The sequence below is a fragment of the Shinella curvata genome (assembly GCF_022899935.1).
GTDB lineage: Bacteria > Pseudomonadota > Alphaproteobacteria > Rhizobiales > Rhizobiaceae > Shinella > Shinella curvata.
Map to the genome: position 1 here is coordinate 530,719 of NZ_JALJCJ010000004.1, position 23,761 is coordinate 554,479.

The window sequence follows — 23,761 nt, forward strand, 5'->3', positions numbered from 1 at the left end:
GCGCCGATCCGGCCAACGTATTGTCCGAATGAGAGAATCTTCAAACTGGGCAACGGCATCGAGAGGCAGGGCGTTTGGCAGCAACGAAGCAACAGCATCGACCGGTTCGTCGGGCTTTTGGCCTTCTTTGCACAGCGTTGACCTGTCTTCTTCTGTTGATAAACACGGCGCCGTCACCGTCTGCCGCCAGCGCTGCTGCAAAAGTGCTTCGTTACGGCACGCAGAAGCCGACGGGACAGGCTTCCATCGACGAGCGGGACTGCCGCAAGCGTACCAGTGCCGGAAAGATCGCCTCTCCGGCGAGCGTGGGCGTCGATCCTGCCTGCCTGCCGGAGAGTTTCGGCTTTCGTTTGAAGGCGGTGGAGCGGGTTTCCGTTGCCATGGTTCCGCCAGATGCGGCCGGCAAGGGAGGCGTCGAAACGCATAGGGCGCGCGCGCCTCCGATGGTTTTCACCTGACGGCCGCATCGATCACCGACATCGATCGCGCTGCCTTTCCGATGGGTGTCGCTCCGGCACTCCAGAGAAGCTCTGACGTTCGAAAGCGACCGACCAACCGATGACTGGCGAATTGATTCTGGTCCTGCTGGTTTGCCTCCCCTTCGCGGGAAGCCTTGCCGCGACCATTCTCTTGCGGACGGATTCCCGCATTCTTGCTGCGCGCATGTCGGGCGTCGTCTCGTTTGCCGCACTCCTGCTGACGGCTGCGCTCTATCCCGCCGTGCGCGAAGGCGGCAAGGTTCGGCTCGATCTCGAATGGCTGCCGCAACTCGGCCTGAATGTCACGCTGCGCATGGATGGATTTGCCTGGCTTTTCGCCATGCTCATCACCGGCATCGGTTGCCTTGTCGTGCTCTATGCTCGCTACTACATGTCGGAAGAGGATCCGGTACCGCGCTTCTTCTCGTTCCTGCTTGCCTTCATGGGCTCGATGCTCGGTATCGTGCTGTCGGGCAACATCATCCTGCTCTCCGTCTTCTGGGAGCTGACCAGCATCTTCTCCTTTCTGCTGATCAGCTACTGGCATCACAATGCCGCGGCCCGCGACGGCGCGCGCATGGCGCTGACGATCACCGGTATCGGCGGTTTCTGCCTGCTGGCCGGTCTGCTCGTGCTCGGCCATATCGTCGGCAGCTACGATCTCGATGTCGTGCTCGCCTCCGGCGACCTGATCAAGGCACATCCGCTCTATCTCACGGCGCTCGTGCTCATCCTCATCGGCGCGCTGACCAAGAGCGCGCAGGTGCCATTCCATTTCTGGCTGCCGAACGCCATGGCCGCGCCGACGCCGGTTTCGGCCTATCTGCATTCCGCCACCATGGTGAAGGCGGGCGTCTTTCTGCTGGTGCGGTTCTGGCCGGCGCTGTCGGGCACCTATGAGTGGTTCATGCTGGTCGGCATCGCTGGTATCAGTACCCTGCTTCTCGGCGCCTACTTCGCCATGTTCCAGCAGGACCTGAAAGGCCTGCTCGCCTACTCGACGATCAGCCATCTCGGCCTCATCACCACGCTGCTCAGCCTTGGCAGTCCCGTCGCTGCGGTCGCTGCGATCTTTCACATGATGAACCACGCCACCTTCAAGGCTTCGCTCTTCATGGCCGCCGGCATCATCGACCACGAGACCGGCACACGCGACATGCGACGATTGAGCGGGCTGCTCAAATACCTGCCGATAACGGGCACGCTTGCCATGGTGGCGAGTGCGGCCATGGCCGGCGTGCCGTTGCTCAACGGCTTCATTTCCAAGGAAATGTTCTTCGCCGAAGCTGTGGAAACGCATGCCGATTCCGTGCTCGACCGCATCCTGCCCTACGTTGCGACGCTCGCCGGCGCCTTCTCCGTCGCCTATTCTCTGCGCTTCATCCATATGGTGTTTTTCGGCCCCGAACCTACGGATCTGCCGAAACCGAAGCCGCACGAGCCGCCGCACTGGATGCGTTTCCCCATCGAGTTCCTCGTGCTCGCCTGCCTGGTCGTCGGCATCATTCCGAGCCTGTCGATCGGTCCGTTCCTGCACTCGGCGGTCATCTCCGTTCTCGGAGACCGCACTCCGGAATACAGCCTTGCCGTCTGGCATGGCATCAACACGCCGCTGATCATGAGCCTGATCGCGCTGGTCGGCGGCGCGGCGCTATACTTCGTGATGAAGGACTATCTCGCCAAATGCGACGACGGGCCGCCGCTTTTCCGGCACCTTGCCGGCCAGCGCATCTTCGAACGTGTCCTCGTCACCGTTTCCTGGAAATGGGCGCGCTGGCTGGAAAGCAATCTCGGGACGCGCCATCTTCAGCCGCAGCTTCGCCTCATCGCGGCCGCGGGCTTCCTGGCCGGCGCAGTGTCGCTTTATCTCGCGGGGTTTTCTCCGAAGCCTTTGTCCTTCGGGGATGTCGATCCGATCTTCGCCGCCGTCTGGTGCATCGGTGCTTTTTGCGCTCTCGGGGCGGCCTATCAGGCAAAGTACCACCGGCTCGCAGCCCTGGTGCTGCTCGGCGGCGCTGGCATCACCACCTGCATCACCTTCGTCTGGCTCTCGGCGCCCGATCTGGCCATCACGCAGCTCGTCGTGGAAATCGTAACGACGGTTCTCCTGTTGCTCGGCCTGCGCTGGCTGCCGAAGCGCTCGGAAAAGGTCGACAATTCCGTCTCGTTTGCCGCGCGAAGCCGCCGTTTCCGCGATTTCCTGCTCGCGATTTCCTGCGGCTTCGGCATGTTCCTGTTCTCCTATGCCATCATGACGCAGCCGGTGCCGGATGCGATTGCGAGCTACTTCCTCGACAAGGCCTACACCGAAGGTGGCGGGCGCAACGTCGTCAACGTCATCCTCGTCGATTTCCGCGGCTTCGACACGATGGGCGAGATCGCGGTGCTGGCCATCGTGGCGCTGACGGTCTTCGCGCTGTTGCGCCGCTTCCGTCCGGCGCCGGACAGTATCGAAAAGCCGGAACAACAACGCATCCAGAACGCGTATGACGCGGAGCGCCCCGAGCGCTCGGCCGGCGATACGGTCCGCGACTATCTGCTCGTGCCCTCGGTCATCATGCAGTGGATGTTCCCCGTAATCGTAACCTTCTCGGTCTATCTCATCATGCGTGGCCACGATCTGCCGGGTGGCGGTTTTGCCGCTGGCATCACAATGGCGATCGCCTTCCTGCTGCAATATCTGGCGGGCGGCGTGCGCTGGGCGGAGGATCGCCTGCGCATCCTGCCCCTGCGCTGGATGGGTTTCGGCCTGCTGATGTCGGCGGCGACGGGCATGGGAGCCTGGCTGTTGGGCTATCCGTTCCTGACCACCCATTCGCAATACATAGAGGTGCCGTTCATCGGTAAGGTACCGGCAGCGAGCGCGCTGCTCTTCGATCTGGGTGTCTTCTCGCTCGTCGTCGGCGCGACGGTGCTGATCCTCATCGCGCTTGCCCACCAGTCCGTACGCATGCATCGGGTTCGCAGTCTCGACGCCCCCAAGGCGGAGGAAGCCTGATGGAACTTGTTCTTGCAATCGGTATCGGCATCATGACCGGCTCGGGCGTCTGGCTCATCCTGCGCCCGCGCACCTATCAGGTCATCATCGGCCTGTCGCTGCTCTCCTATGCCGTCAATCTCTTCATCTTCGGGGTTGGTGGCGTGAAGTCCAATGCCGCCCCATTGCTGGGTGAAGGCGTTGATGTCTCGACCCTGACGGACCCCGTGCCGCAGGCGCTGGTCTTGACCGCAATCGTCATCGGATTTGCGACGACGGCACTCTTCCTCGTGGTGCTGCTCGCCGCTCGCGGGCTGACCGGCACGGACCATGTCGATGGCCGGGAGCAACCGAAATGAGCGGCTGGCAGCAACATCTCATCATCGCGCCGATCGTCATTCCGCTGGTCGCAGGCGCGCTTCTCCTGTTCTTCGACGAGCGTCAGCGCGTCGTCAAAGCCATGATCAGCGTCGTCTCGTCGCTGGCGCTGGCGGCTGTCGCGATCAACCTGTTCCGGCTTGCCAATGGCGGCGATTTCGAAGGCGTCTATCTGCTGGGCAACTGGCCGGCCCCCTTTGGCATCGTGCTGGTTGTCGACCGGCTCTCGGCGCTGATGCTGGTGCTCGCCTCTATCCTCGCCATTCCCGCGCTGGTCTTCGCGCTGGCCCGCTGGCACGCCGCCGGCGCGCATTTCCATTCGCTGTTCCAATTCCTGCTGATGGGGTTGAACGGGGCCTTCCTGACGGGGGACCTTTTCAATCTTTTCGTCTTCTTCGAGGTGATGCTCGCCGCGTCCTACGGGCTCCTGATGCACGGCTCCGGCCCCATGCGCGTCAAGGCGGGATTGCACTACATCGCCGTCAATCTCGCCGCCGCGCTGTGCTTCCTGATCGGCGTCAGCGCGATCTACGGTTCCGCAGGCACGCTCAATATGGCCGACCTTGCCGTGCGCATCGGCGAGATCGAGGGCGAGCGGCGCATGCTGCTGGAGGCGGGTGCTGCCATTCTCGGCGTCGTCTTCCTCATCAAAGCCGGCATGTGGCCGCTGAATTTCTGGCTGCCTGGCGCCTATAGCGCGGCGGTAGCGCCCGTCGCCGGCATCTTCGCCATCATGAGCAAGGTTGGCATCTACGTCATCCTGCGTCTGTCGCTCCTCGTCTTCGGACAGGGCGATTCCGCCGGCCTCGGGCTCAATGTCCTGCTCTATGGCGGCATGGCTACAATCGCCTTTGGTACGATCGGCGTGCTCGCGTCCCAGGCGCTCGGGCGTCTGGCGAGTTACAGCGTGCTCGTGTCGTCCGGTACGTTGCTCGCCGTTCTCGGCCTCAGCAACGGGGAGGTCACCGCCGGCGCGCTTTTCTACATGGTCAGTTCCACGTTGACGATCGGGGCCTTCTTCATGCTGATCGAGCTCGTCGAGCGCGGTCAGGATGCCGGCGCCTCGGTTCTCGCCGTCACCATGGAAGCCTATGGCGACGCGGACGAGGAGGAGCAGGAGGTCGAGATCGGTGTGACCATGCCGGGAACGATCGCGGTGCTTGGCACCTGCTTTGCCGCCTGCGGCATTCTCTTGTCCGGCCTGCCGCCGCTCTCCGGCTTCGTCGCGAAATTCGCCATGCTGACGGGCATGATCGGGACCGAAGCGGTGGCCGACCAGCCGATCCCCGCCTCCGTCTGGTGGATCGTCGCTCTGCTCATCCTGTCGGGCCTTGCCGCCTTGATCTCGATGACGCGTGCCGGCATCCGCACCTTCTGGGCTTCCATGGAAGGAACGGTGCCACGCGTGCTCGTCATGGAAATGGCGCCCGTCATGCTCCTGATCGCGCTCACGCTGATGCTGACCATCAAGGCCGGCCCGGCGATGCACTACATGGAAGAGACCGTACGCAACCTGCAGCAGCCCGGCACCTATATCGACGCCGTGATCAATGCGCGCCGTGCCGGTGTCGCGGAGGCGAGCGGGCCGGATGGCGGGGGAGGGATCTGACATGCTGCCCTATCCGCTGCTCAGCGCCTCGCTCCTCCTCATGTGGCTCGCCCTCAACGGCTTTACGCTCGGCCATCTCATTCTCGGCAGTATCGTCGCGGTCTTCGCCTCATGGGGCATGGCCTCGCTGCGTCCGGTCAAGCCGCGCATGCCGAAATGGTATCTGTTGCCGAAACTCGTCGCCATTGTGCTCTACGATATCGTGCGCTCGAACATTGCGGTCGCCTCGATCCTGGTGGCGGGACGGGGACGGCGTTTCCGGTCGGGCTTCATCACCGTGCCGCTCGACCTGCAGAACCCGACGGCGCTCGCGGTGCTGGCCGTCGTGGTGACGAGCACGCCGGGCACCGCGTGGCTTGAATACAATTCGCTCAGCCGGACCGTGCTGATCCACGTTCTCGATCTCGTCGACGAGGCGGAATGGCAGACCCTGATCAAGGGGCGCTACGAGGCGCTGCTGATGGAGATTTTCGAATGAGCCAGACGATCCTCTCCTGGTCCATGGTGTTCGCGCAGGTGTGCCTGGTCGCCGCCATGGCGCTTGCCGCGTTGCGCATGTCGCGGGGCCCCCGTGCGCAGGACCGTGTCCTTGCGCTCGACACGCTCTATGTGAACTCGATGCTGCTGCTGATGGTCTTCGGTATCCGCACCGGCAAGGTCATCTATTTCGAGGCGTCGCTCGTCATCGGCATGCTCGGCTTTGTTGCCACCGTGGCGCTTGCCAAATTTCTGATGCGCGGCGAGGTGATCGAATGAGCACGATCGAGCATGCAGGCGACCTGCCGGATTGGGCGGCGCTTGCCGTTTCCTTCTTCCTGGTCATCGGCGCGGGCCTGACGCTGATCGGTACGATCGGCTTTGTCCGTCTGCCGACGTTCTATGAGCGCATCCACGCGCCGACGCTCGGCACGAGCTGGGGCACGGGCGGCATCGTCATGGCCTCGATGATCTTCTTCACGGTTCTGTCCACGAGGCCCGTCGTTCACGAGATTTTGATCGGTATTTTTGTGACCGTAACGACGCCGGTGACGCTGATGCTGCTTGCCCGTGCGACCTTGCACCGGGACCGAGCTGAAGGAAATCCGGGTGTTCCGGCTGAAGAGCCGGTGGAAGCAGGGAACCGGGAGGGCGCGGCAACCAGGGCGGATTGACCGAGGGCGCGCGAAAACTCGCAGGCATTATTCCGGTAATGTTAAGGTTGTTTCGTATACCTTTTTCCCCATGGACCACAGTCGCTCATTTTCCGTCGATCGCGAGACGTCGATCCGAGGGACGCCTATGCTTGATGGCAGGAGGATCGTCATCCTGTCGTCGCATGTCTTTCTGGACGGCTTCCGGAAAGCGAGCATCCATTTCGTGGCGCGGCGCTGGGCCTCTGCCGGCAGCGAGGTCTTCTTCACCACCGTCGGGCATAGCTGGATGAGCCGCTTCAAGCAGAAGCAGCGCCTTGAAGCGTTGCGCTGCGCACAGGACAATCGTTATGCCGAGGTCGAGCCCCGGCTGTTTGCCGGTGCCTATCTGCCGCCATTGCACGCCTTCAGCACGGGCAGGCCGCTCGTCAATGCGCTGGTGAAGCCGCTCTTTGCCCTCTACGGTCGTCACCTGCCTGAATTCGTTCGTCAAAAGATTGTCGGTGCCGATCTCGTCGTGATCGAAAGCGGCACGCCTGTCGTCTTCCTGGATCTCGTGCGCCGGCTGAACCCGCAGGCGAAGCTTCTCTATTTCTGCCGCGACCTGCTGCGCAGTGTCGGGGCGGCGCCCTATCTGCGGTCGGTGGAAGAACGGGGCATCGGGTTTTTCGACAGCGTCTGCGTCCCCTCGCGCCGACTGGGCGAGATGCTGCCACCCGGCGGCAAGGTGCATTTCGTGCCGCAGGGCATCGAGGGCGAGGTTTTCGACCGTGCGGCGGCCTCACCCTATCCAGTTGGCAGTCGCAACGCGATTGCGGTCGGCGACATGCTCTTCGATCAGCGTTCCATCGCCGGAATGGCCGCGGCCGCGCCTGACGTGACCTTCCATCTGTTCGGCATACGCTGGGTCGGCGATGCGCCGGGCAACATCCGGGTGCATGGCGAGCAATCCTTCGAGACGCTGGCGGGGTATATCCGGCATGCCGATATCGGCCTTGCGCCTTATCGCGTGAAAAGCAGCGAAGTCTATCTTGCCGAATCGAGCCTGAAACTCCTGCAATATGCCTATTGCCGTCTACCCGTCCTTCTGCCCGACATCATTCCGGTATCGCGCGGCAACGAGATCACCTACTCGCTGGATGGAGAGAACGACTGGCGGGCGATCATCGACGCTGCTCTTGCCTGGCCGCATAGCGATTCCTATCGTCGCGGCATCCTGACCTGGGACGACGTGGCGCGGCAGACGCTGGCCACGGTGCATGCCTGAGAGGCATCAGCCGGAACCTGGCGCAGGCGCGATGAGGCCGGCGATACGGCGTGCCAGCGGTCGAAGGCCGCCCGGCAGGCGCCCTTCGACCATCCCGACGATCCGTACCGCTTCCTCTGGGGCAATCAATCCCAGCACGCGTGCGGCGGCGACATAGACCAACGCTCCCAACGTCACCGCGACCGGTAGCCCCAAAAGGCCCGGCAGCAGAACCGTCACGACATAGGCGCCACCACCGCATGCGCTCGCTGCGACGAATGTGCGGGAGAGGGCGCCCCAGGGAGCCGTGGGGCCGCCATGGGTACTGACCGCCATCAGCAGAAGCCCGAACGTCAGGCTCTCGGCGAGGATGCGCGCCCATCCGGCGCCGAGCAGGCCGCCCGCGGGGACGGCGACGAGGAGCAGGACGAAAACGAGGACGGCGGAGACGAGCGTCACCCGAAGCAGCCGGTTGCCCTGCTCGCGGGCCGCGAGATACGCCCAGGGCACGACCGCAAGGCCCGCCGGAACCGAAGCCAGCATGAAGAGCACGCCGGAATTCACCGCGGGGGCAAAGTCCGCGCCGAAGACGACAGGGATGAGTGCGGGGATGATTGCGGCTCCGCCGATGCCGAGCGGCATGACGAAAAGCGCCGCGAACCGCAGGCAATTGCGATAGAGGGCATGGGGCGGAGCCGTGTCCTCGGTTGCCGCGCGCGCGGCAAGGCCGACCAGGAAGGCCGGCGAAAGCTGAAGCGTCAACTGGCTGACCAGACCGGAGAAGACAATGGCTGCGGCGAAGTAACCGATATCCGCCTCGCCAAGGAAAAAACCGACGACGAGGAACTCGATGCGCGTGAGGAGTACGATGTCGATCGCATCGTTGGTCCACATGTTGCGCCGATAGGCCTGCATCTCGCGTGTCAGGGCCGAGGGCGGGGCGGGTGTGCGGCGGTCGAGATGACCGGACAGGCAGAAGACCTGCGGCAGGTAGCGGGTCAGCATGCCGAGCAGCGCGCCGCCTGGGCCGATGATGGCGGCGCCCGCGAAGACGACCGGTACCTGGAGCAGGCTGCCGACCACCGTGGTGGCGGCCACCTCGCCGAAGCGTCCGCGTCCGCGGGCGACGGCGACGGAAAAGGCCGAGAGCGTATAGGCGAGGAACAGCAGGCTCGCGCCGATCCACAACCAGGAGGCCGGCGCTCCTGACAGATGATGATGGACGCCATAGGCAAGCAACAGGAGGAAGGTAACGACCACCGCCGGCAGGAAGACGGCGAAGGCGCGGCGCACGAGCGGCGCCCAGGCATGCTGGCCCTTGTCGCTTGCGGCCGCCACGTAGCGCAGCACCAATTGCGGAAATCCGCGATCCGCCACGGCGGCCGCACAGACGATGACCCACATGGCATAGGCGACGAGGCCGGAACCCGCCGGACCGAGCACGCGCGCATTGATGACGCTGACGAGGAAGCCGGCGACCAGCGAGACGATCGTTGCCGCCAGGTTGAGCAGGGAGGAGCTGAGGACGCTGGTCATCCGCCCTTTTCGCATGAAAAGATAACTTTGAATTAAATAAAGCCGGGCATTGGTGAGGGGGGCAAAATAAAGATATTGGGGGCGAACATGGAAAGCCCGGTTCGCAAGGAAACGTTCCTTGTTCCCGGCTATCAGCGGCGAACGCTCAGAGAGATGTTCCACCATCTGATCTGGCGCGTGATCGCACCGCTGCCGGATAAATATTACATAAGGCTGAAATATTGGGTCATCAAGGGTAGCTGGCCCGACGTCGATCACCCTAAAACCTTCAGCGAGAAGGTTCAGGCGCGCAAACTATACGACCGCAAGCCGATTTATGCCACACTGGTCGACAAGGCTGCTGTGAAGTCCTTCGTCGAAGAACGACTTGGGCCTGCCTATGTGGTGCCGACATATTGGGTCGGAACCGATCTTTCGACGGTGGACTGGTCTCAGGTGCCGCTGCCGGCTGTCGTGAAGCCCACGCATGCCAGTGCACAGGGGCGCTTCCTCTACACCCAGGAAGACATTCGCCGCCTGCTCGACGAAAACCCGCTCCCGGCATGGCTGGCGCTCGATCACGCGCGGTTCAATCGCGAATGGGCCTATAGCCAGGTAAAGCCGCAGGTTTTGATCGAGGCGATGCTGGTCGTTGATGGCGGGGTGCCGTGGGACTACCGGTTCTTTACTTTCGACGGCGTGGTTTCGCATATCGAGGTGAATCTGCGCGTCGACGGCAAGGGTTACGATTGCTGCTACACCGCCGACTGGATACGCCTGCCTCTTCAGGATCCTGACTATCTCGCGCCATATCCCGGCGAGGTGCCGAAGCCGGCCCGGTTCGACGAGATGATGCGCATTGCGCAAACGATCGGGAAAGGCTTCGATTTCCTGCGCATCGACCTCTATGCCTGCGACGACTGGATCAAGCTTGGCGAACTGACCCTTTATCCTGGCGGTGGTTTCGAGTTGTTCGACCCTCCGCAATACGATCGCATCTTCGGCGACAGATGGGCTCTCGGTTTTGAGATCCCCCATCCTGACTGAACCGACTTCGCCTCCGAACTATCGATAAAGGGCCCTTCTCTCGAGCGGCCCTTCGCGTTTTCATGGGTGATCCGTCTGCTTGCGGATGATTAATGCCTTGACACCGGCAGGTCGCCGCATAATGCTAAGATGTCAGACCAATTTGAGAAGCTGACATCAAACAGGGGACGGCGTCATGCCGACAGAACCGAGCAGCAGGCCGCAGATCGCGCCTTTGCCGCCCATCGACCGTGCGCGGCAGGTGACGGAGGCTTTGGCGTCCTATATCGACCGGGCCAGCCTCAAGGCTGGTGACCGGCTGCCGGCCGAGCGCGAGCTGATGGCGGCGCTGGTGGTCGGGCGCTCGACAATCCGCGAGGCGATCCGTCATTTCCAGGCGCTCGGCGTCATCGAAAGCCGCAAGGGCAGCGGCACCTATCTCCTGAAGCCGATCACCACGGCGACCGTGCACATGCCGCTCTCCTTCGATGCGGCGCATCTGCGCGACATCCTCTTGCAGACGCTGGAGGTCCGCCGCGGTCTCGAATGCGAGGCCAACATGGTGGCTGCCAAGCGCCGCACGGCCGAGGACCTCGTCATCATCGAGGAAAAGCTCAACGAGATGGAGCGCGTGCATATCGCCAAGGGCACCTCCGGTCCCGAGGATCTGGCATTCCACCTCGCCATCTACGACGCCACGCACAACCCGTTGTTCAAGCAGCTTCTCGAACAGATGCGCGGCGCCTTCGAGCGCTTCTGGGAAGAGCCCTTCGACCGGCAGGACTTTGCCCGCCGCTCCTTCCCGTTCCACCGCACGCTTTTCAATGCGATAGCCGCGCAGGATCCCGAGACCGCGCGCATCGAAACGCTCAAGATCCTCGAAGTCGTCGAGGAAGACATCAAGGAAATGTCCAAATGACCAACGGAGCCGATCCGTTTGACCTTGCCTCGCTCATCGTCGCTCACGACGAGGCGAACGCTTTCGAGGCCGTGGTGCCGCCCATCGTACAGACCTCGCTCTTCACCTTCGGCAGCTATGACGAGATGGTCTCGGCCTATCGCGGCGAAATCGTTCGCCCGATCTATACGCGCGGCCTCAACCCGACCGTGCGTGCCTTCGAGGAGATGCTGGCCAAGCTTGAGGGCGGCGAGGATGCACTGGGTTTTGCCAGCGGCATGGCGGCGATTTCTTCCACCGTGCTCTCCTTCGTCGAGCCGGGCGACCGCATCGTCGCCGTGCGCCATTGCTACCCGGATGCCTTCCGCCTGTTCGGCACGCATCTGAAGCGCATGAAGATCGAGGTGACCTATATCGACGGGCGCGACGAGGAGGCCATGGAGAAGGCCATGCCCGGCGCCAAGCTGCTCTATCTCGAAAGTCCGACGAGCTGGGTGATGGAGGCGCATGACGTGGGCGCGCTCGCCGCGATTGCCAGGCGCCATGGCGCCGTCAGCGTCATCGACAACAGCTGGGCGAGCCCGATCTTCCAGCGTCCGCTGACGCTCGGCGTCGATCTGGTGCTGCATTCGGCCTCGAAATATCTCGGCGGCCATAGCGATGTGGTTGCGGGTATCGTGACCGGCTCGAAGGAACTGATCGGGCGCATCCGCTCCGAGGCCTATCCCTATCTCGGCGGCAAGCTCTCGCCCTTCGATGCCTGGCTCCTGATCCGCGGCCTGCGCACCCTGCCGATCCGCATGAAGGCGCATGAGGCGGCGGGGCTGGAGATCGCCAAACGGCTGCAGGCGCTCGATATCGTCGAGACGGTCTGCCATCCCGCGCTCGCCAACCGCCTGCCGCCGGGCCTCACCGGCACCTCCGGCCTGTTCTCCTTCATCTTCCGCGAGGGCGTCGATGTGCGCGCCTTCGCCGATCACCTCAAGCTCTTCAAGCTCGGCGTCTCCTGGGGCGGGCATGAGAGCCTGATCGTGCCGGGCGAAGTCGTGCTGGAGCAGAAGGCCCAACCCAATTCCGCGCATACATTCGGCATCGATGCGCGGTCCGTGCGTCTTCATATCGGCCTGGAGGGAACCGAGGCCCTGTGGAGTGATCTGGAAGCGGCGATGGCCGCCGCGACCGAAACCTGACGTCGAAATCCAAAGCAAACGAAAAGAGGGAACGACCATGAAGAGACTTTTGACCGCAGCCCTGCTCACCGCGTTGATGACGACGAGCGCGTTGGCCGACACGACGCTGAAGCTCGTCGAGGTGATCACCAGTCCCGAGCGCACCGAGACGCTGAAATCCATCGTCGGCAAGTTCGAGGCCGCCAACCCCGGCACCAAGGTCGAGATCATCTCGCTGCCCTGGGGCGAGGCGTTCCAGAAATTCGCCACCATGGTGTCGGCCGGCGAAGTGCCGGATGTCATCGAAATGCCCGACACCTGGCTGTCGCTCTATGCCAATAACGGCATGCTCGAAAGCCTGGAGCCCTACCTCGCCAAGTGGGAGCACACGGCGGGCCTGACGCCGCGCGCGCTGGAGCTCGGCCGTGACATCAAGGATACGGCCTATATGCTGCCCTACGGCTTCTATCTGCGGGCCATGTTCTACAACAAGAAGCTGCTGGCAGAAGCCGGTGTTTCCGAGCCGCCGAAGACCATGGACGAATTCGCTGAAGCCGCCAAGAAGGTGTCGGCGTTGCCAGGAAAATACGGCTACTGCCTGCGCGGCGGTCCGGGCGGCTTGAACGGCTGGGTGATGTTCGGTGCCTCCATGGCCGGCGACAACACGTTCTTCAACGAGGACGGCACTTCCACCTTCAACAGCGAGGGCTGGGTCAAGGGTCTCACCTGGGTGATCGACCTATATAAGAATGGCTATGCGCCGAAGGACAGCGTCAACTGGGGCTTCAACGAGATCGTTGCCGGCTTCTATTCCGGCACCTGCGCCTTCCTCGACCAGGACCCGGATGCGCTCATCGCCATTGCCGAGCGCATGAAGGCGGAAGACTACGGCATCATGACCATGCCGAAGGGCCCGGACGGCAAGACCTTCCCGACGATCGGCTTTGCCGGCTGGTCGATGTTTGCCTCCAGCGCAAACAAGGACCTTTCCTGGAAGCTGATCGAGACGCTCGAGGGGCCCGAAGGCAATATCGAGTGGAACAAGCGCACGGGCGCGCTGCCGGTGCACACCTCGGCGGAGAAGGATCCCTTCTATGCCAGCGAGCAGTTCAAAGGCTGGTTCGCGGAGCTTGAGGACAAGGATGCCGTGCCGACCGTGATGCCGACGCATCTCGAAGAATTCGCCTTCTTCAAGGATTCGCTGGTCATCAAGACCTCGCAGGAAGCGCTCCTCGGCGACATCACGCCGGAAGACCTTGCGAACCAGTGGGCCGATTACCTCACCAAGGCACAGCAAAAGTTCCTGGCCAAGAAATAGGCCGGGAAACTTCCGGGCGGAGAAACGAGGCTCCGCCCGAAGCCATCTTCTGAAACGCCGCGCAACCCGGGAACGGAAGCGAGACGATGACCATTGTCGCCCATCAGAAAGCCGCCAAGCCGCTCAGGAAGCGGATCGCCGACGCGTCGGAGCCCTATCTCTATAGTGCCCCGGCGCTGATCCTCATCGTCACGGTCATGCTGGTGCCGTTGGTGCTCGGCATTTCCTACGCGTTCCGCGATATCCAGCTGCTGAACCCGTTTTCCGGCGGCTTTATCGGGCTCGATCATTTTCGCGCGCTCTCCGAGGATCAGGCATTTTTCCGTGCATTGCGCAACACGCTCTGGTGGACCGGCGCTTCGGTCTTTCTGCAATTCTTCTTCGGCCTCATCCTCGCGCTGCTTCTGGATAAGCCCTTTGCCGGCCGTGGCCTTGCGCAGGCGCTGGTCTTCCTGCCCTGGGCGGTGCCGAGCTTCCTCGCGGGCCTCAACTGGGCGTGGCTGTTCAATCCGGTGATCGGGCCGCTGCCACACTGGATGTATGCGCTCGGCATCATGGATGCGCCGAACAATATCCTTTCCGATCCGCATCTCGCCATGTGGGGGCCGATCGTCGCCAATGTCTGGTGGGGGATTCCGTTCTTCGCGATCACGCTGCTCGCTGCCCTTCAGGCGATCCCCCGCGACCTCTATGAGGCCGCCAGCATAGACGGGGCAGGGCCCGTGCAGCGCTTCCTTTCGATCACGCTGCCGTTTCTGGCGCCAACCATCGCCATCACCATTCTCTTGCGCACCGTCTGGATCTCCAACTTCGCCGACCTCATCGTGGTCATGACCAATGGCGGGCCGGCGGACCGAACACAGATCGTCGCGAGCTACATCTTCACGCAGGCCTTCAAGCGGCTCGATTTCGGCTATGCGTCGGCGATCGCGCTGGTGCTGCTGGTCCTGTTGCTTGCCTATTCGATGCTCATCGTGGTGCTGCGCCAGACGCTGCTGAACAAGGGTTGACGCCATGCGAACCAGCAAGCTCCTCCTCACCGTCGCGCACCGCCTCGCCATCCTCGCCTATATCGTCGTGGCGCTCTTCCCGCTGTTCTGGCTGCTGAAGGTCTCGGTGACGCCGAACGATTTGCTCTACAGCGAAGGCGTGCGGATGTGGCCGTCGCGCGCGACCTTCGAGCACTACACTTTCGTCATCGCGCACAGCGCCTTTCCGACTTTCTTCAAGAACAGTCTGATCGTCGCGGGCTCCACGGCCGTCGCCGTGACCATCCTCGCCTCGCTCGCTGGCTATGCGATGTCGCGCTTCAATTTCCGGGCCAAGTACTGGATCGTCGCGTTGCTGCTGATCACGCAGATGTTCCCACTGGTCATGCTGGTGGCGCCGATCTTCAAGATGCTCTCGCCGCTCGGCCTCACCAACAGTCTGACCGGCCTCGTCATCGTCTACACCGCCTTCAACGTGCCCTTCGCCACCTTCCTCATGCAGTCCTTCTTCGATGGTATTCCGAAGGATCTGGAGGAGGCGGCGATGATCGACGGGGCGACACAGTTCGTCGCCTTCCGCCAGATCATCCTGCCACTGACGCTGCCCGGCATCGCCGCCACCCTCGGCTTCGTCTTCACCGCCGCCTGGAGCGAACTGCTCTTCGCGCTGATGCTGATCTCCGGCAACGATGCGGCGACCTTCCCCGTCGGGCTGCTCACCTTCGTTTCGAAATTCTCGGTCGATTTCGGGCAGATGATGGCGGCAGGCATTCTCGCGCTCATCCCGGCCTGCCTCTTCTTCCTGCTCATCCAGCGCTACCTCGTGCAGGGCCTGACGGCCGGTGCGGTCAAAGGCTGAAAGGTTTTCCCATGGCTTCCATCGATATCCAGAGCATCCGCAAGAGTTTCGGTGCGTTCCCCGTCCTGCACGGCGTCGATCTCACCATCCGTGACGGCGAGTTCATCGTGCTCGTCGGCCCCTCCGGCTGCGGCAAGTCCACCCTGCTGCGCATGATTGCGGGGCTTGAGGACGTGACGTCGGGGGATATCCGCATCGATGGCAAGCGGGTCAACGACCTCGCGCCGAAAGACCGCGATATCGCAATGGTGTTCCAGTCCTACGCGCTCTATCCGCATATGAGCGTCGCCGACAACATGAGCTACAGCCTGCGCTTGCGCCGCTCCACCAAGGAGAAGATCGCCAGTGCCGTCGGCGGGGCCGCCGCAAAGCTCGGCCTCGAACCCCTGCTGGAACGACGCCCGAAGGCGCTGTCCGGCGGCCAGCGCCAGCGCGTCGCCATGGGCCGCGCCATCGTGCGCCAGCCGAAGGCATTCCTGTTCGACGAGCCGCTGTCCAATCTCGATGCGCGCTTGCGCGAGCAGATGCGCGCTGAAATCAAGAAGCTGCACGGCGATCTCCGCGCGACCTCCATCTACGTCACGCACGACCAGATCGAGGCGATGACGCTGGCGGACCGCATCGTCGCCATGCATGGCGGCATCGTCCAGCAGGTCGGCTCGCCGCTCGAGCTCTACGACCGGCCGGCCAATCTCTTCGTCGCTGGCTTCATCGGCTCTCCCGGCATGAACTTCTTCGAGGGGCGGTATCTCGTTTCGGGCGATCATGCCGACCTCAGGCTCCCGAATGGCACGACGATGCCGGTGCGCAAGCGCGATGGTGTCGAATCAGGTTCGGCGGCGACGCTCGGCATCCGTCCGGAGCATGTGATTCTCGCCGACAACGGTGCGCTGGAGGCTAAGGTCGATCTCATCGAGCCGACGGGCTTCGGAATCATCATGCACGTGACGATCCACGGTATCCCGATGAAAATATTTTCACAGGACAGGCGGATGCTGAAACCCGGTCCCACGATCCGCGTCGACCTGCCGCAGGACAAGCTGCATCTGTTCGAGAGCGATGGGAAACGGGTGGATTGAAACGGGAATGGGAACACGATTTCCGTCCGGTCCAAAGACATTGTTAACCTTCATTTCCTAACCATCTACGCATCCCTATCGGCAATGATCGTCGAGTGTGCAGGTTCATGCGTATTTCCAGAACAAACTTCTATCCCATCCTCGAAACCGAAGAGCAGAACGGCGAGCACTCGCCGAACTACTCCTATGAAAACAACGCTTTGCCGGATATTGCGCCGGAAATAGAGGATTGGCACGCCGCGGATGAGCCGGTGGCGAACGACGAGGCCTATCATCCGAGGTTCCGCTCGCCGGCGCTGCGCAGCTACGATCCCGGCCAGTTTTCCGACGGCAGCTGGGAGAGCCATTTTTACATGGCCCCGAACGTGCGTTTCACCCGCACGCCCGACAAGGTCGCGGCGAAGATCGAGGAAGCTGCTGCCGAAGAAGCACAACGGAGCCAGTCGGTCGCCGAAACGGCTGAGCAGCCCGTTGAGGCCGCCCAGCCCGTCCTGACGCCGCAGCTCAGCCAGGCCGAATTGCTTCAGCGCCTGCGCGAGGCTCTCGAGGATCGCCGCCGCCGCTCAGAAGAGCAGCGGGCAGAGGCCGCTGCGGCTGCGCCCGCTCCGGCCGAACCCGCCCCGCCGCTCGTCCAGGCCGTGGTTGCCGCCGGTACCACCGGTACGCCGGCAGATGCCGCCGTGGTGTTCAAGCCGAGTGCGCCCATTGCCCCGCGGCTGGCTGCACCCGCCGTTGCCGCAGCAAACCCCGCCGTGAAGGCGGATGTCCGCGCCGCCATCGCCGGCTTTGCCAATCTCTCGGACCATGCATTCTGGGAGACGTTCGTTCCCGACGAAGATGCCGTCGAGGTCCGGGCAAAACCTGCTGTGGTCGCCACCGTTGTGCGCATGCCGCTGCCAACGCCGGCGCCTATCGTCGTCCCGCCCGCACCGATGCCGGCCGCCGAGACACGTGAAGAACCGTCTTCAATCGCATCACTCTTCCGTGTCGTCGAATGCCGTCCGGCAACGGCCCGCTCCATCATCGCCGAAGCTGTCGTCATTGTGCCCGAAGTGAAGGTCGAGCCGGCTGCGATCGCTCCGTCGCCGGTCGTCGAAACCGTTGCCGAGGTCGTCCTGCCGGTTTTCGAATTCAAGCCGACGCCGGCCGCCGCCGTTTCCCCGGTTGCGCTTGCCGAGCCCGTGCGTGAAATGCCGTCCTCGGTTCTCTCCCGTGCCAAGCCATTCCAGGTTACCCTGGCGACGCCGGCCGGCGATACCTACGAATATCCGCCGCGCGACCTGTTGCAGGAGCCGCCGCGCACCGTCGGCTTCGTTCTGACACAGGAACAGCTTGAGCAGAATGCCGGCCTCCTCGAAAGCGTTCTGGAAGATTTCGGCGTTCGCGGCGAGATCATCCATGTCCGCCCGGGCCCGGTCGTCACGCTCTATGAATTCGAGCCAGCGCCGGGTGTGAAATCCTCCCGCGTCATCGGCCTTGCCGACGATATCGCCCGCTCGATGTCGGCTCTTTCGGCCCGTGTGGCGGTCGTGCCCGGCCGCAACGTCATCGGCATCGAACTGCCGAACCAGACGCGCGAGACGGTCTATTTCCGCGAGATGATCGAAAGCCAGGATTTTGCCCGTACCGGCTTCAAGCTGCCATTGTGCCTCGGCAAGACCATCGGCGGCGAACCCGTCATCGCGGAACTCGCGAAGATGCCGCACCTGCTCGTCGCCGGCACCACCGGCTCGGGCAAGTCGGTCGCCATCAACACGATGATCCTGTCGTTGCTTTATCGCTTCCGCCCGGAAGAGTGCCGCCTGATCATGGTCGATCCCAAGATGTTGGAACTGTCGATCTATGACGGCATCCCGCATCTCCTGACCCCCGTCGTCACCGACCCGAAGAAGGCCGTCATGGCACTGAAATGGGCCGTGCGCGAGATGGAGGACCGCTATCGCAAGATGTCGCGCCTCGGCGTGCGCAATATCGACGGCTACAACACCCGTGTTGCCGCCGCCCGCGACAAGGGCGAGACGATCTCGATCAGCGTACAGACCGGTTTCGACAAGGGAACCGGCGAGGCGATCAACGAGGAGCAGGAACTCTCGCTTGAGCCCATGCCCTATATCGTCGTCATCGTCGACGAGATGGCCGACCTGATGATGGTCGCCGGCAAGGAGATCGAAGGCGCGATCCAGCGTCTCGCCCAGATGGCCCGTGCCGCCGGTATCCACCTGATCATGGCGACGCAGCGTCCCTCGGTCGACGTCATCACCGGCACGATCAAGGCGAACTTCCCGACGCGCATCTCCTTCCAGGTGACGTCGAAGATCGACAGCCGCACCATCCTCGGTGAGCAGGGGGCCGAACAGCTCCTCGGCCAGGGCGACATGCTGCACATGGCCGGTGGCGGGCGCATCTCGCGCGTCCACGGCCCCTTCGTTTCCGACGAGGAAGTCGAGAAGGTCGTCTTGCACCTCAAGGCCCAGGGCCGTCCGGAATATCTGGAAACGGTGACGGCCGACGAGGAAGAAGAGGAAGAGGAAAAGCCGGCTGCCGGTGGTGCCGTCTTCGACAAGGGCGATATCGCTGCCGAAGACGGCGACGATCTCTACGAGAAGGCCGTCAAGGTCGTGCTGCGCGACCGCAAGTGCTCGACCTCCTATATCCAGCGCCGTCTTGCCGTCGGCTACAACCGCGCTGCGTCTCTCGTCGAGCGCATGGAGAAGGAAGGTCTCGTCGGCCCCGCAAACCATGTCGGCAAACGTGAGATCATCTCGGGTGAACGCGGCAGCTTCCAGGCGCCGGAACCGGCCGAAGACGACTGACATCTTTTCCAGCGGCGAATGCCCGATCGCCGGGCATTTGTCCTACTTATTTGAAATGGATGGATTTTCCGGATCCGGCCTGCGCGAGCGGGCCGGATTTTTACCCTGTCCACGGGAAATTTATTTCGCTTATGCCATTTAATCGATTTGGCTTACACTGGGGTCTTTGAGGCCTGTTGCATATGGCGGAGTGTTCTGTGAATAGTGCCGCCAACCCGTGAAATCAGCATCCTAAAGGAGGACAGGAATGGCATTGATCACCATGCGGCAATTGCTCGACCACGCAGCGGAGAACGACTACGCACTGCCGGCCTTCAACGTCAACAACCTGGAATATGTCCAGGCGGTGATGCGCGCAGCGGATGCGACGGACTCCCCGGTGATCCTGCAGGCCAGCCGCGGTGCGCGCTCCTATGCGGGCGATGCGTTCCTGCGTCACCTCATCCTCGGTGCGGCCGAAGAATACCCGCACATCCCGGTCTGCCTCCATCTCGACCACGGTGACCAGCCCTCGACCTGCATCTCGGCCATCACCAACGGCTTCACCTCCGTCATGATGGACGGCTCGCTGCTCGCCGACGGAAAGTCGATCGCCAGCTACGAATACAATGTCGATGTCACAGCCGAGGTCGTGAAGATCGCGCATGCGGCCGGCGTGTCGGTCGAAGGTGAGCTTGGCTGTCTCGGCAACCTGGAAACGGGCGCCGGCGAAAAGGAAGACGGCCACGGCTTCGAAGGCAAGCTGACGCGTGAAGAACTCCTGACCGATCCCGACCAGGCGCTCGATTTCGTCTCCAAGACCGGCGTCGACGCACTCGCCGTCGCCATCGGCACCAGCCACGGCGCCTACAAGTTCACCCGCGCGCCGGACGGCGACATCCTGTCGATCGAGACGATCGCCAAGATCAACAAGAAGCTGCCGAACACGCACCTTGTCATGCACGGTTCTTCGTCGGTTCCGCAGGACCTGCAGGATCTCTTCACGGCCTATGGCGGCGAGATGAAGCAGACCTGGGGCGTTCCGGTCGCAGAAATTCAGAAGGCAATCCCGCTCGGCGTGCGCAAGGTCAATATCGATACCGACCTGCGCCTCGCCATGACAGGCACGATCCGCAAGAATTTCAAGGAAAAGCCTGACAATTTCGACCCGCGGACCTACCTGAAGCCGGCCACCGCCCGCATGCAGGACGTTTGCCGCGAGCGTTTCGAAGCCTTCCGCACCGCCGGCAAGGCCTCCAGCATCCGCACCAAGCGCCTGCCCGACATGGCGAAGTTTTACGCCACCAAGTAAGTGCGATCGCAGTATCGTTCCGCGCCCTTCCGGCCCTGCCGGGAGGGCGTTTGCGTTTTAGAGCACTTGTTGATGCATATCGGCAAAATATTTTATTGATAAATAGATCATTCACGACGGATTGTGCGTGCGAACCCTTGCCGCCTCCCCATCCTGCTCTTAAAGATTTCACATCCCCGATGGACGGAATGTCGTGGCAGCGCCGCGACTTGTGAGGACGAGATGAGCGTAGAACAGGCCCTGACGATCGCCGACCTTAAAGAACAGGCACGTCGTCGTGTGCCGAAAATGTTCTTCGAATACGCGGATTCGGGCGCCTGGACCGAAGGCACCTATCGCGCCAATGAAGAGGACTTCCACAAGGTCAAGCTGCGCCAGCGCGTGCTCGTCGACATGACCAATCGGTCGCTCGCCAGCGAGATGATTGGCGAGAAGGTTTCGATGCCCGTCGCCATTGCGCCGACCGGCTTTACGGGCATGCAGCATGCCGACGGCGAAATGCTGGCCGCGCAGGCGGCCGAAGAATTCGGCGTGCCGTTCACGCTCTCGACGATGAGCATCTGCTCGATCGAGGATGTGCGCTCCGTCACGTCAAAACCCTTCTGGTTCCAGCTCTATGTGATGCAGGATCGGGATTTCGTGCTCAACCTCATCGACCGGGCGAAGGCCGCCGGTTGCTCCGCGCTGGTGCTGACGCTCGACCTGCAGATCCTCGGCCAGCGCCACAAGGACCTGCGCAACGGCCTCTCCGCCCCGCCGCGCTTCACGCCGAAACATCTCTGGCAAATGGCGACGCGGCCCTTCTGGTGCCTCGACATGCTCGGCACCAAGCGCCGGACCTTCGGCAACATCGTCGGCCATGCCAAGGGTGTCGGCGACCTTGCCTCGCTCTCCTCCTGGACCTCGGAACAGTTCGATCCGCAGCTGTCCTGGAAGGATATCGAATGGATCCGCGAGCGCTGGGGCGGCAAGCTGATCCTCAAGGGCATCCTTGATGAGGAAGACGCGCGCATGTCGCTCGGCAGCGGCGCGGACGCGATCATCGTCTCCAACCACGGAGGCCGCCAGCTTGATGGTGCCGCCTCCTCGATCAGCATGTTGCCGCGCATCGTCGATGCCGTCGGCGACCAGATGGAAGTCCATCTCGACGGTGGCATCCGCTCTGGCCAGGACGTGTTGAAGGCGCTGTGCTACGGTGCCAAGGGCACCTACATCGGCCGCCCCTTCCTCTATGGCCTCGGTGCCGGCGGCAAAGCCGGCGTGCGCCGCACGCTCGAGATCATCCGCAAGGAGCTCGACATCACCATGGCGCTCTGCGGCGAGCGCGACGTGAAGAACCTGTCGCGCAACAACCTGCTGAAGGACGTTTGAGGCGGGCTGGCTAGGTCGGGCGGTTCATGCGAGAATGCGGCATGGACAAGCACAACGACATATCCGCTGACCTCGACCGCCGCATCGATGCCCTTGCCGCGCGGTCGTCCCTGACGCGCGGCCAGATCATTGAGGACGCGCTCACGCATGGCCGATCGCTCGCCTGGCAGGAAAAATGGATCGAGGGTGTCGAAGCCGGGCTTGCGGATGCGGATCGAGGCGACTTCGCCAGTGAGGAAGAGATCGCCGCCGTCCTCAACAGATACGCATCGCGCTGATTGCAGATGACACCGGTCGTCTGGACCCGCCGCTATCTCCGCGAATTGCAGGCGATCGGCGACTATATTGCTGAACGCAATCCCGCTGCTGCCGGCAAAGTCGTCGCGAATATTCATGGGCGCACGGAACGCCTACTGTCCGGTAATCCCTTTATCGGCCGTACCGGAGAGATCGAGGGAACCCGGGAACTCGTTGTGCCGGGTACGCCCTATGTTGTTGCCTATCGTGTCCTCGAAACGCGCGTCGAAGTGCTCTTCATGCAGCATGGTGCGCGCGAGTGGCCGGACGCGTTCTGACCGTCAGGCGCCCTCGTATCCCTGCAGTACGTTCACCGCGTTGATGCCGAGGGCATCGACGGCGTAACCGCCTTCCATGACGAAGAGCGTCGGCAGGCCGAAATCGGCGATACGGCGGCCGATGGTTGTGAAATGCTCGCTGTCCAGCTTGAACTGCGAGATCGGATCGTCCTTGAACGTGTCGACACCGAGCGAGATGACGAGGGCGGTCGGGGCGTAAACACGGATCTTTTCGTGGGCGTCCTCGAAGGCGGCCTGCCATTCGCTCCAGGGCGTGCCTGCCGGCAGCGGGTAGTTGAGGTTGTAGCCTTCGCCCTTGCCGGCGCCACGTTCGCGGGCATAGCCGAGATGGAAGGGGAATTCGAAATCCGGGTCGCCGTGCAGGCTCGCCAGCAGCACGTCGTCGCGATCGTAAAAGATTTCCTGCGTGCCGTTGCCGTGGTGGTAGTCGACATCGAAGATCGCGACCCGGGCGTGGCCGTTGTCGAGGAAGCGCTGGGCGGCGATGGCGGCATTGTTGAGATAGCAATAGCCGCCGAAGAAATCGCGGCCGGCATGATGGCCTGGCGGGCGGCAGAGCGAGAACGCCGCGCGTTCGCCGGAGAGCACGGCGTCGGCGCCGGCGAGGGCCGTATCGGCGGCCCGTTTGGCGGCCCGCCATGTCGTCTCTGTGATCGAGCCCGCCATGTCAAAGGAATAGTAGGACAGGCGTGCGTCGAGGCCGGATGGCGGGGCGTCGATCATCGGCATGGAGCGGTGGCGCCAGCTATAGGGCCAGACCTCGCCGTCACGTCCTGCCGCCCGCCATTCGGCAAAGACGTTTTCCAGGAAGTCGAGATAGTCGGGCGTGTGGATGCGCTCGATGGCGGCGCGGTCGTAGGAAGCCGGCTCCAGCACCGGGCCGAGGCCGACATCCTGCACGCGCTTCAGCACGATTTCGGCGCGCACCGGCTTTTCGAAGGTTTCGACGATGCGGCCGAAGGAGAGCTCCATGCCGCTGTGATGCAGATGATGGTCGGCGGTGTAGAAGGTTTTCATG

22 protein-coding genes are annotated in these 23,761 nt (G+C 62.9%); 19 read left to right on the forward strand and 3 right to left on the reverse strand.

Annotation, left to right across the window (positions count from 1 at the left end; genetic code table 11):
* Positions 1–211: 211 nt before the first annotated feature.
* Entirely contained in the window at positions 212–382 is a 171-nt protein-coding gene (locus MUU55_RS17420) for a hypothetical protein (RefSeq protein WP_244762011.1), read from the reverse strand.
* A 176-nt stretch (positions 383–558) separates the two neighbouring features.
* On the opposite strand from MUU55_RS17420, the gene MUU55_RS17425 reads away from it, so the two are divergent.
* The 7 genes from MUU55_RS17425 to MUU55_RS17455 all read left to right on the forward strand — a co-directional run bounded on the left by MUU55_RS17425 (position 559) and on the right by MUU55_RS17455 (position 7,840).
* Positions 559–3,477: a monovalent cation/H+ antiporter subunit A gene (locus tag MUU55_RS17425; RefSeq protein ID WP_244762012.1), complete on the forward strand. Its 2,919-nt coding sequence runs from the start codon at positions 559–561 to the stop codon at positions 3,475–3,477.
* Positions 3,477–3,815, forward strand: a complete 339-nt coding sequence (locus MUU55_RS17430; RefSeq protein WP_117370310.1) for a Na+/H+ antiporter subunit C — start codon at positions 3,477–3,479, stop codon at positions 3,813–3,815. Before MUU55_RS17425 ends, MUU55_RS17430 begins: the two co-directional genes overlap by 1 nt.
* Positions 3,812–5,443: a monovalent cation/H+ antiporter subunit D gene (locus MUU55_RS17435; protein WP_244762013.1), complete on the forward strand. Its 1,632-nt coding sequence runs from the start codon at positions 3,812–3,814 to the stop codon at positions 5,441–5,443. Before MUU55_RS17430 ends, MUU55_RS17435 begins: the two co-directional genes overlap by 4 nt.
* 1 nt (position 5,444) lies before the next feature.
* Positions 5,445–5,921, forward strand: coding sequence for a Na+/H+ antiporter subunit E (locus MUU55_RS17440; RefSeq protein ID WP_244762014.1), 477 nt, complete (start codon positions 5,445–5,447; stop codon positions 5,919–5,921).
* The gene (locus tag MUU55_RS17445) at positions 5,918–6,199 is read left to right on the forward strand and encodes a K+/H+ antiporter subunit F (RefSeq protein WP_244762015.1); all 282 of its coding nucleotides are present in this window, start codon (positions 5,918–5,920) and stop codon (positions 6,197–6,199) included. Before MUU55_RS17440 ends, MUU55_RS17445 begins: the two co-directional genes overlap by 4 nt.
* The gene (gene mnhG, locus MUU55_RS17450) at positions 6,196–6,594 is read left to right on the forward strand and encodes a monovalent cation/H(+) antiporter subunit G (protein ID WP_244762016.1); all 399 of its coding nucleotides are present in this window, start codon (positions 6,196–6,198) and stop codon (positions 6,592–6,594) included. Before MUU55_RS17445 ends, mnhG begins: the two co-directional genes overlap by 4 nt.
* A 127-nt stretch (positions 6,595–6,721) precedes the next feature.
* Complete coding sequence (locus MUU55_RS17455) at positions 6,722–7,840, forward strand: GumK N-terminal domain-containing glycosyltransferase (protein ID WP_244762017.1); 1,119 nt, start codon at positions 6,722–6,724, stop codon at positions 7,838–7,840.
* 6 nt (positions 7,841–7,846) lie between these two features.
* Here MUU55_RS17455 and MUU55_RS17460 read toward each other — a convergent pair whose 3' ends face one another.
* Positions 7,847–9,355, reverse strand: coding sequence for a lipopolysaccharide biosynthesis protein (locus tag MUU55_RS17460; protein WP_244762018.1), 1,509 nt, complete (start codon positions 9,353–9,355; stop codon positions 7,847–7,849).
* 177 nt (positions 9,356–9,532) lie between these two features.
* On the opposite strand from MUU55_RS17460, the gene MUU55_RS17465 reads away from it, so the two are divergent.
* The 12 genes from MUU55_RS17465 (at position 9,533) to MUU55_RS17520 (ending at position 22,722) form a co-directional block, all read left to right on the forward strand.
* Complete coding sequence (locus tag MUU55_RS17465) at positions 9,533–10,381, forward strand: ATP-grasp fold amidoligase family protein (RefSeq protein WP_244762019.1); 849 nt, start codon at positions 9,533–9,535, stop codon at positions 10,379–10,381.
* Positions 10,382–10,556: 175 nt separating this feature from the next.
* Positions 10,557–11,279: a FadR/GntR family transcriptional regulator gene (locus tag MUU55_RS17470; protein WP_244762020.1), complete on the forward strand. Its 723-nt coding sequence runs from the start codon at positions 10,557–10,559 to the stop codon at positions 11,277–11,279.
* Complete coding sequence (locus MUU55_RS17475) at positions 11,276–12,448, forward strand: PLP-dependent transferase (protein ID WP_244762021.1); 1,173 nt, start codon at positions 11,276–11,278, stop codon at positions 12,446–12,448. Before MUU55_RS17470 ends, MUU55_RS17475 begins: the two co-directional genes overlap by 4 nt.
* A 37-nt stretch (positions 12,449–12,485) precedes the next feature.
* Entirely contained in the window at positions 12,486–13,745 is a 1,260-nt protein-coding gene (locus tag MUU55_RS17480) for an ABC transporter substrate-binding protein (RefSeq protein ID WP_244762022.1), read from the forward strand.
* Positions 13,746–13,831: 86 nt separating this feature from the next.
* Positions 13,832–14,755 carry a carbohydrate ABC transporter permease gene (locus MUU55_RS17485; protein WP_244762023.1) on the forward strand — a complete coding sequence of 308 codons (924 nt, stop codon included), beginning with the start codon at positions 13,832–13,834 and terminating at the stop codon, positions 14,753–14,755.
* A gap of 4 nt (positions 14,756–14,759) precedes the next feature.
* Positions 14,760–15,593: a carbohydrate ABC transporter permease gene (locus MUU55_RS17490; RefSeq protein WP_244762024.1), complete on the forward strand. Its 834-nt coding sequence runs from the start codon at positions 14,760–14,762 to the stop codon at positions 15,591–15,593.
* 11 nt (positions 15,594–15,604) lie between these two features.
* Positions 15,605–16,672 carry an ABC transporter ATP-binding protein gene (locus MUU55_RS17495; RefSeq protein ID WP_244762025.1) on the forward strand — a complete coding sequence of 356 codons (1,068 nt, stop codon included), beginning with the start codon at positions 15,605–15,607 and terminating at the stop codon, positions 16,670–16,672.
* Between the two features lie 107 nt (positions 16,673–16,779).
* The gene (locus tag MUU55_RS17500; RefSeq protein ID WP_244762026.1) at positions 16,780–19,485 is read left to right on the forward strand and encodes a DNA translocase FtsK; all 2,706 of its coding nucleotides are present in this window, start codon (positions 16,780–16,782) and stop codon (positions 19,483–19,485) included.
* A gap of 247 nt (positions 19,486–19,732) precedes the next feature.
* Positions 19,733–20,776, forward strand: a complete 1,044-nt coding sequence (fba, locus tag MUU55_RS17505) for a class II fructose-bisphosphate aldolase (RefSeq protein ID WP_244762027.1) — start codon at positions 19,733–19,735, stop codon at positions 20,774–20,776.
* A 222-nt stretch (positions 20,777–20,998) separates the two neighbouring features.
* Positions 20,999–22,147, forward strand: a complete 1,149-nt coding sequence (locus tag MUU55_RS17510) for an alpha-hydroxy acid oxidase (protein ID WP_244762028.1) — start codon at positions 20,999–21,001, stop codon at positions 22,145–22,147.
* Positions 22,148–22,188: 41 nt separating this feature from the next.
* Entirely contained in the window at positions 22,189–22,425 is a 237-nt protein-coding gene (locus MUU55_RS17515; RefSeq protein ID WP_244762029.1) for a CopG family ribbon-helix-helix protein, read from the forward strand.
* A 6-nt stretch (positions 22,426–22,431) separates the two neighbouring features.
* Positions 22,432–22,722, forward strand: coding sequence for a type II toxin-antitoxin system RelE/ParE family toxin (locus tag MUU55_RS17520; RefSeq protein ID WP_244762030.1), 291 nt, complete (start codon positions 22,432–22,434; stop codon positions 22,720–22,722).
* A 3-nt stretch (positions 22,723–22,725) separates the two neighbouring features.
* Here the strand turns inward: MUU55_RS17520 and MUU55_RS17525 are convergent, their stop codons facing one another.
* The gene (locus tag MUU55_RS17525; protein ID WP_244762031.1) at positions 22,726–23,760 is read right to left on the reverse strand and encodes a histone deacetylase family protein; all 1,035 of its coding nucleotides are present in this window, start codon (positions 23,758–23,760) and stop codon (positions 22,726–22,728) included.
* Between the last annotated feature and the right edge of the window lies 1 nt (position 23,761).

What these genes read in the sequence shown, in the direction of transcription:
- MUU55_RS17420 (WP_244762011.1), bottom strand. Translation starts at nt 382, where the DNA reads ATGGCAACGGAAACCCGCTCCACCGCCTTCAAACGAAAGCCGAAACTC.
- MUU55_RS17425 (WP_244762012.1), top strand. Translation starts at nt 559, where the DNA reads ATGACTGGCGAATTGATTCTGGTCCTGCTGGTTTGCCTCCCCTTCGCG.
- MUU55_RS17430 (WP_117370310.1), top strand. Translation starts at nt 3,477, where the DNA reads ATGGAACTTGTTCTTGCAATCGGTATCGGCATCATGACCGGCTCGGGC.
- MUU55_RS17435 (WP_244762013.1), top strand. Translation starts at nt 3,812, where the DNA reads ATGAGCGGCTGGCAGCAACATCTCATCATCGCGCCGATCGTCATTCCG.
- MUU55_RS17440 (WP_244762014.1), top strand. Translation starts at nt 5,445, where the DNA reads ATGCTGCCCTATCCGCTGCTCAGCGCCTCGCTCCTCCTCATGTGGCTC.
- MUU55_RS17445 (WP_244762015.1), top strand. Translation starts at nt 5,918, where the DNA reads ATGAGCCAGACGATCCTCTCCTGGTCCATGGTGTTCGCGCAGGTGTGC.
- mnhG (WP_244762016.1), top strand. Translation starts at nt 6,196, where the DNA reads ATGAGCACGATCGAGCATGCAGGCGACCTGCCGGATTGGGCGGCGCTT.
- MUU55_RS17455 (WP_244762017.1), top strand. Translation starts at nt 6,722, where the DNA reads ATGCTTGATGGCAGGAGGATCGTCATCCTGTCGTCGCATGTCTTTCTG.
- MUU55_RS17460 (WP_244762018.1), bottom strand. Translation starts at nt 9,355, where the DNA reads ATGACCAGCGTCCTCAGCTCCTCCCTGCTCAACCTGGCGGCAACGATC.
- MUU55_RS17470 (WP_244762020.1), top strand. Translation starts at nt 10,557, where the DNA reads ATGCCGACAGAACCGAGCAGCAGGCCGCAGATCGCGCCTTTGCCGCCC.
- MUU55_RS17475 (WP_244762021.1), top strand. Translation starts at nt 11,276, where the DNA reads ATGACCAACGGAGCCGATCCGTTTGACCTTGCCTCGCTCATCGTCGCT.
- MUU55_RS17480 (WP_244762022.1), top strand. Translation starts at nt 12,486, where the DNA reads ATGAAGAGACTTTTGACCGCAGCCCTGCTCACCGCGTTGATGACGACG.
- MUU55_RS17485 (WP_244762023.1), top strand. Translation starts at nt 13,832, where the DNA reads ATGACCATTGTCGCCCATCAGAAAGCCGCCAAGCCGCTCAGGAAGCGG.
- MUU55_RS17490 (WP_244762024.1), top strand. Translation starts at nt 14,760, where the DNA reads ATGCGAACCAGCAAGCTCCTCCTCACCGTCGCGCACCGCCTCGCCATC.
- MUU55_RS17495 (WP_244762025.1), top strand. Translation starts at nt 15,605, where the DNA reads ATGGCTTCCATCGATATCCAGAGCATCCGCAAGAGTTTCGGTGCGTTC.
- MUU55_RS17500 (WP_244762026.1), top strand. Translation starts at nt 16,780, where the DNA reads ATGCGTATTTCCAGAACAAACTTCTATCCCATCCTCGAAACCGAAGAG.
- fba (WP_244762027.1), top strand. Translation starts at nt 19,733, where the DNA reads ATGGCATTGATCACCATGCGGCAATTGCTCGACCACGCAGCGGAGAAC.
- MUU55_RS17510 (WP_244762028.1), top strand. Translation starts at nt 20,999, where the DNA reads ATGAGCGTAGAACAGGCCCTGACGATCGCCGACCTTAAAGAACAGGCA.
- MUU55_RS17515 (WP_244762029.1), top strand. Translation starts at nt 22,189, where the DNA reads ATGGACAAGCACAACGACATATCCGCTGACCTCGACCGCCGCATCGAT.
- MUU55_RS17520 (WP_244762030.1), top strand. Translation starts at nt 22,432, where the DNA reads ATGACACCGGTCGTCTGGACCCGCCGCTATCTCCGCGAATTGCAGGCG.
- MUU55_RS17525 (WP_244762031.1), bottom strand. Translation starts at nt 23,760, where the DNA reads ATGAAAACCTTCTACACCGCCGACCATCATCTGCATCACAGCGGCATG.